This window comes from Acinetobacter guillouiae CIP 63.46 (assembly GCF_000368145.1).
In the GTDB taxonomy this organism is placed as follows: Bacteria; Pseudomonadota; Gammaproteobacteria; order Pseudomonadales; family Moraxellaceae; genus Acinetobacter; species Acinetobacter guillouiae.
This window is the reverse complement of the sequence record NZ_KB849291.1, coordinates 58,591-73,921: the sequence shown is the minus strand read 5'-3', so window position 1 is coordinate 73,921 and position 15,331 is coordinate 58,591. Positions and strand designations below refer to the sequence as shown.

At 45.9% G+C, this 15,331-nt stretch carries 19 protein-coding genes and 3 pseudogenes; 6 read left to right on the top strand and 16 right to left on the bottom strand.

The genetic code is table 11. The features are described 5' to 3' along the window. Positions 1-95, bottom strand: a pseudogene (locus F981_RS23810) (IS6 family transposase); the annotation flags it as partial. A 58-nt stretch (positions 96-153) separates the two neighbouring features. Here F981_RS23810 and F981_RS22870 point away from each other — a divergent pair. The 3 genes and pseudogenes from F981_RS22870 to F981_RS22860 all read left to right on the top strand — a co-directional run. Then, a pseudogene (locus F981_RS22870) lies at positions 154-537 on the top strand (cation diffusion facilitator family transporter); the annotation flags it as partial. A 494-nt stretch (positions 538-1,031) separates the two neighbouring features. Beyond that, positions 1,032-2,519, top strand: coding sequence for a SulP family inorganic anion transporter (locus F981_RS22865; protein WP_004726783.1), 1,488 nt, complete (start codon positions 1,032-1,034; stop codon positions 2,517-2,519). A 12-nt stretch (positions 2,520-2,531) separates the two neighbouring features. After that, entirely contained in the window at positions 2,532-3,383 is an 852-nt protein-coding gene (locus tag F981_RS22860; protein WP_004726781.1) for a universal stress protein, read from the top strand. Between the two features lie 162 nt (positions 3,384-3,545). Here the strand turns inward: F981_RS22860 and F981_RS22855 are convergent, their stop codons facing one another. The 7 genes from F981_RS22855 to arsC all read right to left on the bottom strand — a co-directional run bounded on the left by F981_RS22855 (position 3,546) and on the right by arsC (position 8,732). Then, a complete protein-coding gene (locus F981_RS22855) occupies positions 3,546-4,637 on the bottom strand; it encodes an ArsO family NAD(P)H-dependent flavin-containing monooxygenase (RefSeq protein ID WP_425265714.1) in 1,092 nt (363 codons plus the stop codon). Positions 4,638-4,733: 96 nt separating this feature from the next. Beyond that, a complete protein-coding gene (trxB, locus tag F981_RS22850) occupies positions 4,734-5,684 on the bottom strand; it encodes a thioredoxin-disulfide reductase (RefSeq protein ID WP_004726777.1) in 951 nt (316 codons plus the stop codon). An 18-nt stretch (positions 5,685-5,702) separates the two neighbouring features. Next, positions 5,703-6,407, bottom strand: coding sequence for an arsenical resistance protein ArsH (gene arsH / locus F981_RS22845; RefSeq protein WP_004644739.1), 705 nt, complete (start codon positions 6,405-6,407; stop codon positions 5,703-5,705). Between the two features lie 4 nt (positions 6,408-6,411). After that, on the bottom strand, positions 6,412-7,452 hold the full coding sequence (gene arsB, locus F981_RS22840) for an ACR3 family arsenite efflux transporter (RefSeq protein ID WP_004726774.1): 1,041 nt from the start codon (positions 7,450-7,452) through the stop codon (positions 6,412-6,414). Positions 7,453-7,457: 5 nt separating this feature from the next. Continuing rightward, complete coding sequence (locus F981_RS22835; protein ID WP_004726772.1) at positions 7,458-7,931, bottom strand: arsenate reductase ArsC; 474 nt, start codon at positions 7,929-7,931, stop codon at positions 7,458-7,460. Positions 7,932-7,935: 4 nt separating this feature from the next. Further along, positions 7,936-8,259, bottom strand: coding sequence for a metalloregulator ArsR/SmtB family transcription factor (locus F981_RS22830; protein ID WP_004644742.1), 324 nt, complete (start codon positions 8,257-8,259; stop codon positions 7,936-7,938). 44 nt (positions 8,260-8,303) lie between these two features. Beyond that, positions 8,304-8,732 (bottom strand): arsenate reductase (glutaredoxin), encoded by a 429-nt coding sequence (gene arsC, locus F981_RS22825; RefSeq protein ID WP_004644743.1) that lies wholly within the window; start codon positions 8,730-8,732, stop codon positions 8,304-8,306. 315 nt (positions 8,733-9,047) lie between these two features. On the opposite strand from arsC, the gene F981_RS22820 reads away from it, so the two are divergent. Continuing rightward, positions 9,048-9,614: a recombinase family protein gene (locus F981_RS22820; RefSeq protein WP_180029048.1), complete on the top strand. Its 567-nt coding sequence runs from the start codon at positions 9,048-9,050 to the stop codon at positions 9,612-9,614. Positions 9,615-9,659: 45 nt separating this feature from the next. Then, positions 9,660-10,283 (top strand): annotated as a pseudogene (locus tag F981_RS22815) (IS5 family transposase); the annotation flags it as partial. Positions 10,284-10,362: 79 nt separating this feature from the next. Here the strand turns inward: F981_RS22815 and F981_RS23560 are convergent. The 7 genes from F981_RS23560 to merT all read right to left on the bottom strand — a co-directional run bounded on the left by F981_RS23560 (position 10,363) and on the right by merT (position 14,073). Continuing rightward, positions 10,363-10,575: a DUF3330 domain-containing protein gene (locus tag F981_RS23560; RefSeq protein ID WP_000993245.1), complete on the bottom strand. Its 213-nt coding sequence runs from the start codon at positions 10,573-10,575 to the stop codon at positions 10,363-10,365. Positions 10,576-10,640: 65 nt separating this feature from the next. Continuing rightward, complete coding sequence (gene merE / locus F981_RS23550; RefSeq protein WP_001087807.1) at positions 10,641-10,877, bottom strand: broad-spectrum mercury transporter MerE; 237 nt, start codon at positions 10,875-10,877, stop codon at positions 10,641-10,643. Next, complete coding sequence (merD, locus tag F981_RS22810) at positions 10,874-11,239, bottom strand: mercury resistance co-regulator MerD (RefSeq protein WP_001277463.1); 366 nt, start codon at positions 11,237-11,239, stop codon at positions 10,874-10,876. The genes merE and merD overlap by 4 nt, the downstream gene beginning before the upstream one ends. 17 nt (positions 11,240-11,256) lie before the next feature. Next, positions 11,257-12,942: a mercury(II) reductase gene (gene merA, locus F981_RS22805; protein ID WP_004644736.1), complete on the bottom strand. Its 1,686-nt coding sequence runs from the start codon at positions 12,940-12,942 to the stop codon at positions 11,257-11,259. Between the two features lie 38 nt (positions 12,943-12,980). After that, positions 12,981-13,406, bottom strand: a complete 426-nt coding sequence (merC, locus tag F981_RS22800) for an organomercurial transporter MerC (protein ID WP_000522997.1) — start codon at positions 13,404-13,406, stop codon at positions 12,981-12,983. Between the two features lie 27 nt (positions 13,407-13,433). After that, positions 13,434-13,709: a mercury resistance system periplasmic binding protein MerP gene (merP, locus tag F981_RS23545; RefSeq protein WP_004178136.1), complete on the bottom strand. Its 276-nt coding sequence runs from the start codon at positions 13,707-13,709 to the stop codon at positions 13,434-13,436. A gap of 13 nt (positions 13,710-13,722) precedes the next feature. Then, positions 13,723-14,073, bottom strand: coding sequence for a mercuric ion transporter MerT (gene merT / locus F981_RS22790; protein ID WP_001294659.1), 351 nt, complete (start codon positions 14,071-14,073; stop codon positions 13,723-13,725). Positions 14,074-14,144: 71 nt separating this feature from the next. Here merT and merR point away from each other — a divergent pair, with 71 nt between their 5' ends. Beyond that, positions 14,145-14,600, top strand: coding sequence for an Hg(II)-responsive transcriptional regulator (gene merR / locus F981_RS22785; protein WP_001166628.1), 456 nt, complete (start codon positions 14,145-14,147; stop codon positions 14,598-14,600). Between the two features lie 122 nt (positions 14,601-14,722). Here the strand turns inward: merR and F981_RS22780 are convergent. Beyond that, positions 14,723-15,331, bottom strand: a 609-nt coding sequence (locus F981_RS22780) for an IS6-like element IS1007 family transposase (protein WP_004726764.1), incomplete at its 5' end; no start/stop codon positions are given.

The following is a 15,331-nucleotide window of genomic DNA, read 5'->3' as shown; positions in this document are numbered from 1 at the left end:
TGAAGTTCACGATAGCTGATGCCATATTTACAATACCAACGAACAGCCCAAAGAATGATTTCACCTTGAAAGTGCCGACCGTGGAAGGGATTCATCTGCTGTATCTCGAAATAAATAAGATATTTAGCTTATCATGTCAGCCTATTTGCAACAGTGCCTATTTATTTTACCCAGTGGATGTGGGTTGATACCGTAATCGCTGTGTTAATTGGCTTCTGGGTCTTACCTCGAACTTGGATTTTATTAAAACAAAGTATTCATATTCTGCTTGAAGGAGTTCCTGATGAGATTGATATTGAGTCGTTAAGAAATGATTTATTGAAGCTAGAGGGCGTTGAAGGGATTCATCAGTTGAAAGTCTGGGCTATATCCTCAAGAAATATTCATTTAACTGCTCATTTGGTTGCTCCGAATAGCAATACAGATCAACTCTATCAAAAGGCCTTAGAAGTTCTAAAACATAATCATAATATTACTGAAATTACGTTACAAATAGAAAATACGAAATGTAATACATTGAACCAACATAAACACTAATTTGGACTTTAGTCTTCATATAGATGTTTTGTGTAACTTTAAAGTATGCTCTAAAGTTACACTAAAGTGTTGATCTAAGAAAAAGTATCAATTTTTATCTACCCTTTGTAAAATTTATATCACTTAAGCGCAATCCCAATAAAATAAGCATGTACAAAATAAAAGTAGCTGTCTTTAACTGCTATTTTTGATGGTTGTTCAAATCCATTTCTTCAAGGGAACATCATTGACTCAAATTTTTATTTGCAGAAGTGTCCTATATTTTCTTTCAAATTGCGGCTAGGGTGGATATAAAAGGACCTAGCTGCTATCATTGCCCCCGAAATCCTCCAAAATAGATATCTTTCTTAATATGACACTTACGCCACCATAAGTTTATTTACCTCTTAATTCAGTAAATAACTCATCACTGTCTAGTGATGTGGTGTAGTAGCTTGTGTGTCATATATCACATCACTAGCCTTTCCTAAAATTTAAAAAAATAGGCTATTTTCATGTTATCCACTATTCGAGAACAATGGTTCTCCAATATTCGCGGGGATGTTCTTGCGGGTATTGTTGTTGCTTTGGCTCTAATTCCTGAAGCAATTGCCTTCTCCATCATTGCAGGTGTCGATCCTAAAGTCGGGCTATATGCTTCATTCTGTATTGCAGTTGTGATTGCTTTCGTAGGTGGTCGCCCTGGTATGATTTCTGCTGCAACTGGTGCAATGGCTTTATTAATGGTCACACTGGTTAAAGACCATGGTCTGCAATACTTATTAGCAGCCACAATTTTGACAGGATTTATTCAAATCCTAGCAGGTTATCTAAAATTAGGTGCTCTGATGCGGTTTGTATCAAAGTCAGTCGTGATTGGCTTTGTGAATGCCTTAGCTATTCTAATTTTTATGGCTCAATTGCCTGAACTCACCAATGTGACATGGCATGTCTATGCGATGACAGTTGGAGGTTTAGCTATTATTTATCTATTCCCTTATATCCCAGTGATAGGGAAGCTTTTACCCTCTCCGCTCATTTGTATTGTCCTCCTTACGCTCTTTGCCTTGTTCATTGGTTTAGATGTAAGAACCGTAGGCGATATGGGGCAATTACCAGATACGCTACCAATTTTCTTACTTCCTGATATTCCTTTAAATCTTGAAACTTTAGCTATTATTTTGCCTTATTCACTGGGATTAGCAGCCGTCGGTTTGCTTGAATCTATGATGACCGCAACAATTGTGGATGATTTAACCGATACCAATAGTGATAAAAACCGTGAGTGTAAAGGACAAGGTGTTGCCAATGTCGCATCTGGCTTTTTAGGCGGAATGGCAGGCTGTGCCATGATTGGTCAATCCATTATTAATGTGAAATCTGGTGGACGTACCCGTTTATCATCATTTAGTGCTGGGGTCTTCCTGTTAATTATGGTGGTGTTTATCAGTGACTGGCTCAAAGTCATTCCAATGGCTGCACTGGTTGCGGTCATGATCATGGTAGCAATCGGAACATTTAACTGGGATTCATTACGAAATATTCGCCAATATCCAGTTTCTAGCAATATCGTGATGATCGTTACAGTCGTCGTGGTCGTTGCAACACATAACTTGGCTTATGGCGTATTAGTCGGTGTACTTCTTTCTGCATTATTTTTTGCCAATAAAATTGAACGCTACATGGCAATTCAGTCCGAATTTAATGAACCTGAAAATACCCGTATTTATACGGTAACAGGTCAAGTGTTCTTCAGCTCAGCAGATAAATTTACTTCTGCATTTGATTTCAAAGAAGCACTTTCAAAAGTTGTGATTGATGTTAGCCAGGCTCACTTCTGGGATGTGTCTGCGGTCGCTGCCGTAGATAAAGTGGTCATTAAGTTTAGACGTGAAGGAACAGAAGTCGAACTTATTGGAATGAATGAAGCCAGCAAAACCTTAGTCGATAAGTTTGGTATCCATGATAAGCCAGATGCTTTAGATCGCTTAAATAGCCACTAAGAGGGATGAATTATGTCAAAAATTATTGCATGTATTGATGGATCATTAGCAACAAATACCGTTTGTGATTATGCAGCTTGGTTTAGCGATAAACTTAGTTCACCGCTTAAGTTATTACATGTTATTGATAAGCCAAAAGCGAAAGCACCACAAGATTTAAGCGGTGCAATCGGCTTGGGAAGTCGAGAAACATTGCTAAATGAGTTGGTTGAACTTGAAGAGCGTAAGGGGAAGATTGAGCTAGAGCATGGCCAAATTCTTCTTCGGGAAGCAAAGAATTATCTATTGGAGAAGTTCTCTATTGATGCTCAAAGTTTTCAACGTCACGGCAGTCTTTTAGAAACAATTATGGGAATGGAAGAAGACATTCGAGTTCTTATTATGGGGAAGCATGGAACTGAAACCGAGCATGATTCCAGTAAAGTTGGAACCCATATTGAAAATGTTGTTCGTGCCCTTCATAAACCCGTATTAATAACATCTGCACCCTTTAGTCCACCTAAGTCTTTTTTAATTGCTTTTGATGGAAGTCCTACTGCACGTATTTGTGTAGACAAAATTGCAAATAGTCCTTTATTAAAAACCCTGACAGCTCATGTGGTATATGTTGGTAAGCCAAATAGTGATATGACATCTCAAGTTACTTGGGCAAAAGAGCTGCTTGCAAATAATGGTTTTAATGTAATTGATATCGTACTTGAAGGTGATGTCGATAAATCAATATTAGATTACCAAGAGAAAAACGCTATTGATATGATGGTGGTTGGTGCATATGGTCACTCAAAGATACGCCAGTTTTTTATTGGGAGTACGACGACCAAATTGTTGTCAAGCTCAATAAAACCTGTACTTTTATTGAGATGACACTAAAGCCTTGAATAGATTTTTTATCTATTCAAGGCTTGGTATTTATAATTAGGTAGGGCGACTAAAATTATGAAAATGGAATTACTTTAACTCACCTGATATAGCTGAAGCATGAAAGTAAAAGAATTGGCTTTAAAATCATCTAAGGGAGTAGATAGCTTATTTTTCTAAAGAATTTTTAGTATCAACTTCGTGTAGATAAGCAACGATTTCATCCACTGTGGCTCTCGCTGCCCTTGAAACACCCACCAGTGTCGCTGAACCAGGTCCGGTCCATTCACCATATCCTACTAACCATAGGTTAGATTGTTTGACTGATCTGCTTCCTTCAACCAGTATCGTATTATTTTCCTCTACTATTCCAAGTGGCTTTAAATGGTCTAAAGTCGCTTTAAATCCAGTACACCAAATCACTGCATCAACCTGTTGAAAAGATCCATCTTCCCAAATCACGCCATTTTCCGTAAAAACCGAAAATGGGCGCTCACTATGTAAAACGCCTCGTGCACGTGCATCTTTGACTGAATCAATCATGACAATATCACCCAGACCGCCAACAGGCTGATCTATTGTACGGCCTTCTAATTGTGCCTTTAAACGCTCTGTCGCACGTAAAAACAGTACACGGCCATCAACATCATCTGCTAAAAATTGAGGAGGTGTTGGCGTGATCCAAAGAGTGTCTGCCACTTGGGAAACTTCAGCCAAAATTTGTGCTCCAGAATTTCCACCACCGACTATCATGACGTGCTTATCTTTAAAAAGTTCTGCATTTTGATAATGGGCGGAGTGTAATTGCAGACCTTTGAAATTTTCTTGGCCAGGGTAAGATGGGATATAAGGATGACTCCAGGTGCCCGTTGCACTGATTACAGCCTTGGCTCTCCATGTCTGTTCACCTGCATGCACACTCAATACTTCTCCTTCGCTTTTGACGTGATCAACATATACAGGACGAATAATCGGAAAGTGGTAACGCTGCTCATATTGCTGCAAGTATTCAATAACTTCTTTCTTGGTCGGATACGTTTGTTCTGTATTCGGCATAACCCAACCTGGTAAGGAACTCCAGCTATTCGGTGAAAACAGACGCAAAGAATTCCAAGCATGTAACCAGGCTCCACCTGCTTGATTTTGATCATCTAAAATAATAAATGGTATTTTTTTTCGCTTTAAAAAATAAGCTGTAGATAAAGCTGCCTGTCCACCACCGATAATGATGACATCAGTTTCCGTCTGTTTCTGATTCAAAGCCTTGTCCCCTTTTATTTTTTCTTTAATATAAAAACCCAATCCTGAAGACTGGGCTTTTACAATATTCACTATATTTTTATGACAACATCAAAATCAACTTAAACTATCAAGATATTTTTCAGCATCTAATGCAGCCATACAACCGGAGCCTGCTGAAGTAATCGCTTGGCGATAAACTGAATCAGCCACATCACCGGCAGCGAATACACCTTGCACTGAAGTAGCAGTGGCATTCCCCGCTGTTCCGCTTTGGATCTGAATATAGCCATCACGTAACTCAAGTTGCGCTGAAAACATCTCAGTATTTGGTTTGTGACCAATTGCCACGAATAAACCCTGTACCTCAATATCTTGCTTTGATCCATCTACAGTGGATTTTAAACGCACTCCAGTTACTCCGGTGTTATCGCCTAACACTTCATCCACTTGATTGTTCCAAAGAATGCTAATTTTGCCTTCTTTCTGTTTTGCAAAAAGATGGTCTTGTAGAATTTTTTCAGAACGCAATGAATCTCGGCGATGTACTAAAGTCACGTGAGCTGCAATATTAGACAGGTAAAGCGCCTCTTCAACCGCAGTGTTACCACCGCCTACAACCATCACCTTCTGGTTCTTATAGAAGAAACCGTCACAAGTTGCACAGGCACTTACACCTTGCCCCATGAATTTGGCTTCAGACTCAAGACCTAAGTATTGTGCCGTTGCACCTGTGGCAATAATCAGGGCATCACAGGTGAGTTCTTCCATATCGCCTTTCAGCACGAATGGACGAACGCTTAAATCCACTTTACTGATATGGTCATAGACGATTTCGGTGCCAAAACGTTCCGCATGCGCTTGCATACGTTCCATGAGTGCGGGGCCTGTTAAACCTTCTGGATCACCCGGCCAGTTATCGACTTCAGTGGTCGTGGTTAATTGACCACCGAGTTGTAAGCCTGCAACTAAAGTGGGTTTAAGATTAGCCCGTGCTGCATATACCGCAGCGCTGTAACCCGCAGGACCTGAGCCAAGAATGATTAATTTAGAATGTCTCTTTTGCATTTAAGATCACCTGGCAGCTTACAAACTGCGCTGATTGACACGTTTAGATAATTCTTCAGCTGATTCCTTACGTTCTGAATAACGATCTGTCAGGTATTTGCTTTGTCCACGAGTCAGTAGGGTGAACTTAAATAACTCTTCCATCACATCCACAATCCGGTCATAGAAAGCCGAAGGTTTCATTCGTCCATCTTCTTCAAACTCCAAAAAAGCTTTTGGAACTGAAGACTGATTTGGAATGGTGATCATCCGCATCCACCGCCCCAAAATACGCATCTGGTTCAGGCTGTTAAAGGACTGTGATCCGCCACTGACTTGCATCAAGGCAAGAGTTTTACCTTGGGTTGCACGGATTGCCCCTCCTGCCAGTGGAATCCAGTCGATTTGAGATTTAAAGATGGAACTCATAGAACCATGGCGTTCAGGTGAACACCAGACCATGCCTTCTGACCATGCTAAAAGCTCATGCAACTCTTTTACTTTTGGATGCTCAGTATCCGCATCTTCTGGTAAAGGAAGCCCTTTAGGATGAAAGATTTTTATTTCCGCCCCAAAATGCTCAAGGATTCGACCGGCTTCAAGAACTGCAAGGCGACTGTAAGAACGTTCTCGATTAGAGCCATACAGCAGCAAAATTCGCGGAGGATGAGCAAGTTCTTTGGCTTGAACTTTTTCAAAGGTGGGTTGCTCAAGAAGATTTAGATCTACATTTGGGAGATTCATAGAGTTAGGCCTCTTTAAAAACTTTCTTTCTCAGCCAGAGTGAAACACTCACCAAGGCAATCAACACAGGAACTTCGACCAGTGGGCCAATAATCGTGGTAAAAGCAACAGGGGACGCGATACCAAAAGTTGCAATCGCTACTGCAAGTGATAATTCAAAATTATTCCCCGCTGCGGTAAATGCAATTGCTGTGGTCTTAGGATAGTCATTGCCCATCCATTTACTCATAAAGAAACTGATGAAGAACATTAAAACGAAGTAAATGGTTAAAGGAATCGCGATGCGTAAAACTTCAAGCGGAAGACTCACGACATCACCGCCTTTTAGGCTAAACATGGCCAGAATGGTGAACAGCAAAGCCATTAAACTCAGCGGACTGATTTTCGGAATGAACTTGGTTTCATACCATTCCACGCCTTTCTGTTTCACCAAAATCCATCGCGTTAAGAAACCTAATAAGAACGGAATACCAAGATAAACCAGAACAGCATGGGTGATGGTCCAGAAATCGACATTAATGACCTGCGAAGCGACACCAAAATAGGGTGGAAGGAAGGTCAGGAATAACCAGGCATAGGTACTGAAGAATAAAATCTGGAAGATACTGTTAAAGGCAACTAAGGCTGCAACATATTGATTATCACCACAAGCTAGGCCATTCCAAACCAATACCATGGCAATACATCGAGCTAGACCAATTAGGATGACACCAGTCATATATTCGGGATAGCTATGTAAAAATATAATAGCCAGAGCAAACATCAGTACTGGGGCAATTAGCCAGTTTTGTATTAAAGATAAAGTTAGTGTTTTTTTATCTTTAAATACTTGTGGCAACGTCGCATAGTTCACTTTTGCCAGGGGGGGATACATCATCAGAATAAGACCAACTGCAATTGGAATATTCACAGAGTTGATACTTAATTGATCGAGTGCGACAGAAGCTTGCGGAAAGAAGTTTCCGATTGCAATACCTAGAGCCATGGCAATAAAAATCCATAGCGTCAGGTTACGATCTAAAAAGGATAAGCGTTTTTCAGACATATCTCTTACTCAACATTCGAAATTTTATTGATTTCAGCAATGAGTTCAGGACGAGAAAGTTTATTTACATCTAGGGCAAATAAAGCATCTAAACGACGGTTGATATGTTCAACAGTGGTCATAAAAGCTTTCATTTTTTCTTCTTTATTTACTTCCAGGTGTGAAGGATCAGCTAGGCCCCAATGTGCCTTGATTGCTCCACCCAAATAAAGTGGACAGGCTTCTTGAGCAGCAGAGTCACATACCGTGATCACAACATCAGGTTGGTACTGTTCACAGTCATCAATCGTTTTACTCCATAAACCTTCAGTAGATAACCCTAAGTTTTCAAGGGTTTCTAAAGTTAGCGGGTGAACTTGACCTGAAGGCTTACTCCCAGCGCTATAGGCTTTCCAACCTTCTGGTGCTCGGCTATTAAACAAAACTTCAGACAAAATGCTACGGCAGCTATTTCCAGTACATAAAAATAAAAATTTCATTGAATTACTCACAATAACTATTTACAGAAAGGGGGTGTTGATCATCCAGCTTTGATTGAGATTGAACCGTCTTCAAAATATCTAAAATTTCATAACACCAGTTGGCCAATTTTGGATTGATACTGTAGTAAACCCATTGGCCTTGTCTGCGATCTTGAAGTAGCCCTGAAGCACGTAAAAGGGCTAAATGTCTTGAAATTTTAGGTTGACTGAGTTGTAGTTTTTCAGTCAAATCACATACACATAGTTCTTTATTTTCAACAATTAATGTCACTATATTGAGACGTGTTTCATCTGATAAGCATTTAAAAAAATTAACTTGATCCATATAAGTCTCCTTCACATTCTTTCCATTCAAGAGATGAGAAAGTGCTATTTAATTCTTAGGCCATTTTCATCAATAATTTTTTCACCATCTTCTTTGCTAAATGCGCCTTTCTGAGGAAACGGGAGAATATCCAAAACAACTTCAGAAGGACGACACAAACGTGTACCTAAATCCGTAACAACGAATGGGCGGTTAATCAAAATAGGATGTTGAAGCATAAAATTTAAAAGCTGTTCATCAGACCAATCTTCCCGAACAATTTCTAAATCAGAATATGGAGGTACATTTTTACGAATTGCTTCTCTAACACTTAAACCAGCACTACGAATAAGTTCAATTAATTCTGCTTTCGAAGGTGGGGTAATTAGATATTCAATAACGATTGGTTCAATTCCTGCATTTTGAATTAAAGCTAAGGTATTCCTTGATGTACCACACTCAGGATTGTGATAAATCTTTATGGTCGAGAACATTTTGACTGACTCTGCTATTAGAAACTCAGATATATTTATATACGTATTTCCACATATATGCAAATACGTATATTGATTTTATTTAAATTACTTAATGTCAATAAATGTATATATATTCTTACAAATTCTTATGAGTGAGAAAAAACTCGTTATTTAAATATGTAGATTTAGAGTGTACCCTAAAGTTACAATCTGAAAGTTCATGAAATTATGTATCATTTAAATGATTTTTAATAATAAATAACATGTAACTTTAGTATTAAAGATTTATAATTTACGAAATTGTTCATTTTTATCCAATTGGGGCGTGAAAAATTGAAAGGCCAAAAAGTAGGGTATATCCGGGTAAGTTCTGTCGAGCAAAACACTGGACGTCAACTTGAGGGAATTGAAGTCGACCGGATTTTTGTTGACCGTGCTTCAGGTAAAAATACTGACCGACCTAAATTTCAGGAAATGTTGAACTATGTCCGGGAAGGGGACAGGGTGATTGTACATTCCATGGATCGTTTTGCGCGAAGCCTGAAAGATTTGGTCACTGAAGTAGATAAACTGGTCAAACGAGGGATCGCCATCCAGTTTGTAAAAGAGAATATTACTTTTACTGCCCAATCCACGCCGATGGATAATTTGATGCTGCAACTGATGGGTGCTTTTGCTCAATTCGAGCGGGAAATTATCTTAGAACGTCAGAAAGAAGGGATTAAGATCGCAGCAGCTCAGGGCAAATATAAAGGTCGTGTCCATAAATTGAATCCAGATCAAGCTAAAGCATTACTGCAAGCCTGGAAAGAAGGGAAGTATTCATCAAAAGTTGATCTGGCAAAAGCGTTTGGTATCAGTAGACAGGCTGTCTATCGGTATTTAAAACAAATTAATTAGTCACTAGATGGACTGAAAGGTGCCTACAAAATCAGTGGCTATTCAGATATTACAATTAGCTACCAAAAAAGTAGAGATGGTCTGCATCTACTCGTGGACTCTACTGGCTTGAAGTTTCTAGGTGAAGGTGAATGGAAATGCAAGAAACATGGATCTGAATATCGTCGCCAATGGCGTAAGCTCCATATTGCTATAGAAGCTGAAACCCTTCAAATACGTGCAGTACAACTCACGACAAATAATGTCAGCGATTCACAAGTGCTCGAAGATTTACTTTCTCAAGTTCCCTTGGATGAACGAATTGATTCAGTCTATACAGATGGTGCTTATGACACAAAGCACTGCCGACAAGTCATTTTAAATCGTGATGCACATGCGGTCATTCCACCCAGGAAGAATGCAAAGCCTTGGAAAGATCAGCAAGTCAGGTCTATAGAACGAAATGAGTTATTGAAAACAGTCAAACTGCTAGGAAGGTCACTTTGGAAAAAGTGGTCTGGTTATCATCGTCGAAGTTTGGTGGAAACCAAGATGCATTGCATCAAATTATTAGGCGATAAATTAACAGCAAGGAGTTTTCCTAGTCAGGTGAATGAGATTCATGCACGCGTAGCCGTCTTGAACAAATTCACAGAATTGGGGCGCCCTCACACCCAAGTTGTCACTTGAATTTGGCTCAATTAGGATCGCTCTATCTTTCAAACCTTTATGCAACAAAGCCAGTCCCTATGTTAATTTGAAGAATGCTTCAATCTGACGGCTGCGAACCGCCAGGGACAGGCGCAATGTCAGATTCTGTCGCGGCCTTGGCGCGTGCCTGGAAGCGTTCATAGCAATCCAGCCCGCAGAAATGTTCGACGTATTCCGCGCCTTCCGGGGTGAAGGCGGCATCGAGCGGAATTTCTTTGCAGCATACGCAGCAGGTGGTGCAACTGGCAGTGTTCGGGGCGTTTGCGTTCATGGTGGTACTCCTCCAGATTGGTAGCGAAGCTCAAAGCTGCCCACTCTCGGCTGGCTGGGAAGCGGTCATGATCTTCCCTTGAAGGCCCGCAGCAGCCGCGTCACAGACAGGACAAACAAGCCGGTCAGCGTGAGGGCTGCAATACCCCAGTGCTCCCCGATGAACGCGCCGGCCGTCGTGCCGGCTAGCACAATGGCGAGAATCGGCAAATGGCAGGGACAGGTGAGCACGGCCAGCGCGCCCCACAAGTAGCCGGTGATCGGTTTGTGCGTCTCAGACGGCAAGTGCTCTGGGCTGTTCATGGCAGACTCTCCGCGTGCTGTGCCGGTTCGGTTGGCATGGCGGCCAGTTGCATTTCGAGGCTGGCCAGGGCCTCGCGCCGACGCTCGACGAGTTGCCGCAACACGGCAAGCTGCGCAGACGCACCGTCACCGTCCGCAGCATCCAGCGCCCGGCACAGCCGCGCCAGTGCGTCCAGGCCGATACCCGCTTCGAAGGCAGCCCGTACAAAGCGCAGCCGTTGCAACGCGGTGTCATCGAACAAGCCGTAGCCGCCCGTGGTGCACGCGACCGGCCGTAGCAATCCGCGCAGCAGGTAGTCGCGCACGATATGCACGCTCACCCCGGCATCAAGGGCCAGCCGGGACACTGTGTAGGCGCTCATTGAACACCTCCTTTTCCTCATCCGGCGCAGCACGAAAGCTGCTTCACGTCCTTGCTGAAGGTCTGCGCCGCGAGCTTCAGCCCTTCGACCATGGTCAGGTAGGGGAACAATTGGTCGGCCAGTTCCTGCACGGTCATACGGTTGCGAATGGCGAGCACCGCCGTCTGGATCAGTTCACCCGCTTCCGGGGCCACCGCTTGCACGCCGATGAGCCGTCCGCTACCTTCCTCGATGACCAGCTTGATGAAGCCGCGTGTGTCGAAGTTGGCAAGCGCACGCGGCACGTTGTCCAAGGTCAAGGTGCGACTGTCGGTCTCGATCCCGTCGTGATGTGCTTCCGCCTCGCTGTAGCCCACGGTGGCGACCTGCGGGTCGGTGAATACCACGGCCGGCATTGCGGTCAGGTCCAGGGCCGCATCGCCGCCAGTCATGTTGATCGCAGCACGGGTGCCGGCCGCTGCCGCCACATAGACGAACTGAGGCTGGTCGGTGCAGTCGCCAGCCGCATAAATGTGTGGCGTACTGGTGCGCATGCCCTTGTCGATGACGATGGCCCCCTGCGCATTGGCAGCGACTCCCGCCGCTTCCAATGCCAGGCTGCGCGTGTTCGGTGCCCTGCCAGTGGCGACCAGCAGCTGGTCGGCGCGTATTTCACCGTACCCGGTGGTCAGCACGAATTCGCCGTCCACATGCGCGACCTGGCTGGCTTGCGTGTGTTCCAATACCTTGATCCCTTCGGCACGGAACGCGGCTGTAACGGCCTCGCCGATGGCCGGGTCGTCGCGGAAGAACAGCGTGTTGCGAGCTAGGATCGTGACCTGGCTGCCCAGCCGGGCGAAGGCTTGCGCCAGTTCCAGCGCGACCACCGACGAGCCGATCACGGCTAGGCGTTCGGGAAGGGTGTCGCTGACCAGGGCCTCGGTCGAAGTCCAGTAGGGTGACTCTTTCAGGCCTGGAATCGGCGGCACGGCCGGGCTGGCACCCGTGGCGACTAAGCAGCGGTCGAAAGCTACCACGCGCTCGCCACCATCGTTTAAACGGACGACCAGGCTCTGCTCATCCTTGAAACGCGCCTCACCATGTACAACGGTGATGGCCGGGTTGCCGTCCAGAATGCCTTCGTACTTGGCATGGCGCAGTTCTTCGACGCGCGCCTGCTGCTGGGCCAGTAGTTTGCTGCGGTCAATCGCAGGCACAGTCGCCGCGATACCGCCGTCGAACGGACTTTCCCGACGTAAATGGGCGATGTGGGCGGCGCGAATCATGATCTTGGACGGCACGCAGCCGACGTTGACGCAGGTGCCGCCGATGGTGCCGCGCTCGATCAGCGAGACGTGCGCGCCTTGCTCGACGGCCTTCAGTGCTGCCGCCATTGCCGCGCCACCGCTACCAATGACGACGACCTGCAACGGGCGTTCGTTGCCACTGGGCTTATCAGCGGCCCCTATCCAGCCGCGCATCTTGTCGAGCAGGCCGGCGCGGTTGTCCGTCGGTGGCGCATCGGCAAGCGTTGCCTCGTAGCCCAGTCCGGCCACGGCGGTAGTCAGCGCATCCGATGACGTGCCCGCCTCAATGGCGAGTTGCGCTGTGCCCTTCGGATAGGACACCAGCGCCGATTGCACGCCGGGCACTTTCTCCAAGGCTTCCTTGACGTGAGCCGCGCACGAGTCGCAGGTCATCCCGGTGATTTTCAGGGTGGTCATGTATTTTTCCTTTTCTGTGGTGGCTACGGCTGTTGCCGTCAGCCACGTTGTTCTGGCAATTCACAGCTGTCCGGCCCGCAGCGGCGATGTGCTGGCGAGATGAAATCCCAGACCGACACCCCAACCATCAAGGCCAGGCCGACATAGAGCAGTCCACCGCTCTGCCAGCCGTAAGCCCGCATTAAAAACACCGCTGCCAGCACCAAGATCGGGCCTATCGTGCCGAGCGCCGTGCGTCGCCACTGTCGATGATTGAGCCAAGCGATAGCATTGGCGAGTAACGTGATGCCGGCGAACATCGGCAGCAGGATGCCAATGAATAGCCCCTCGTACTGGCTCAAGAAGCCCAGTCCGATGGCCGCGCCAAAGCTGGCGATGGCAGGAAAACAGGCGGCGCAGCCCATCGCGGAAACGACGCTGCCGAGCGCGCCGGTTTTGCCAGCGATGCGCGTGATGAGTCCCATGTGTCGCTCCCGAGTTCGGTTAACGGATCAGCGTTTGAGGCTGGACGGATAGCCCGCGTCCTCGGTCGCCTTGGTCAACTTCTGGACGTTGGTCTTGGCATCGTCGAAGGTGACGACGGCCTGGCGCTTGTCGAAACTTACGTCGGTCTTGCTCACGCCCTCAACCTTGGAAAGCGCGTGCTTGACAGTGATCGGGCAAGAGGCGCAGGTCATGCCAGGCACGGACAGCGTGACGGTCTGAGTGGCGGCGAACACGGGGGCAACGAAAGCGGCGAGAGCGAGGGAGGCAAACAGCTTTTTCATGATGAACTCCTGATTAGTAGAAAAATGGCATGACGTAGGGAAAACCAAGCGCGACCAAGACCAACACGGCGACGAACCAGAAAATGAGCTTGTAGGTGGTGCGCACTTGCGGAATCGCGCACACCTCGCCCGGCTTGCAGGCTGCGGTCGGTCGGACGATGCGCCGCCAGGCAAAGAACAGTGCAACCAGCGCCGCGCCGATGAAGATCGGCCGATACGGCTCCAATACCGTCAGGTTGCCGATCCATGCCCCGCTGAACCCCAAGGCGATCAAAACCAGCGGCCCCAGGCAGCAGGCCGACGCAAGAATGGCGGCCAGCCCACCGGCGAAGAGCGCGCCGCGCCCGTTTTGTGGTTCAGACATACGCTTGTCCTTTCAAATTTGGTTTGGATAGCTTAAGCTTACTTCCGTAGTTATGTACGGAGTCAAGCGATATGCAAATTAATTTTGAGAATCTGACCATTGGCGTTTTTGCCAAGGCGGCCGGGGTCAATGTGGAGACCATCCGGTTCTACCAGCGCAAGGGCCTGCTGCCGGAGCCAGACAAGCCCTATGGCAGCATTCGCCGCTATGGCGAGGCGGATGTAACACGAGTGCGGTTCGTGAAATCGGCCCAGCGGCTGGGCTTTAGCCTGGACGAAATCGCCGAGCTACTGCGGCTGGAGGATGGCACCCATTGCGAGGAAGCCAGCGGCCTGGCCGAGCACAAGCTCAAGGATGTGCGCGAGAAGATGGCCGACTTGGCACGCATGGAGGCCGTGCTGTCTGAACTGGTGTGCGCCTGCCATGCGCGGAAAGGGAACGTTTCCTGCCCGCTGATTGCGTCACTGCAAGACGGAACGAAGCTCGCTGCATCGGCGCGGGGGAGTCACGGGGTGACTACGCCTTAGCGTGCTTTATTTTCCGAATTCTGAGACGACCCCTAGATGCCTGGTCAAGACTGCATACTTGCAGTTTTGACGGCACTGTTGCAAATAGGGATCTGAGTCAATGATTTTCCCTTCAAAAAAGCTTAGAGACCGAAAACTCTATTTACTAGCCAAACTTCTCCTAGAATATTACCGTTATAAAATAATGAAGCTTGTCCTTTGCGTAGAGCACGCATAACCTCAATTCCTTTAATTGTGGCATAAGCCGTTTTCATAGACTTGAATCCCAACGTAGCCTTGATGATCCGTTTGAGCTTGCCATGATCACATTCAATCACGTTATTCTTGTATTTAATCTGTCGATGGTCCAGGTCTTCAGGACACTTTCCTTCCTGTTTTAGTCGCGACAAAGCACGGCCATAGGTATGAGCCTTATCAGTGTTTATGACTCGTGGAATCTGCCATTTTTTGACATGATTCAAAATCTTACCAAGAAAACAATAAGCTGAATGGGTATTTCGTCTAGCAGAAAGATAGAAATCAAGAGTATGGCCACGTTGGTCAACTGCACGGTATAGATATGCCCATTTGCCATTCACTTTTACGTAAGTTTCATCCATATGCCATAAATGTCGATCTGTAGGATTACGCCAATACCAACGTAAACGTTTTTCCATTTCTTGAGCATAACGCTGAACCCAGCGATAAATTGTGGTGTGATCAACATTCACTCCACGTTCAGCGAGCATTTC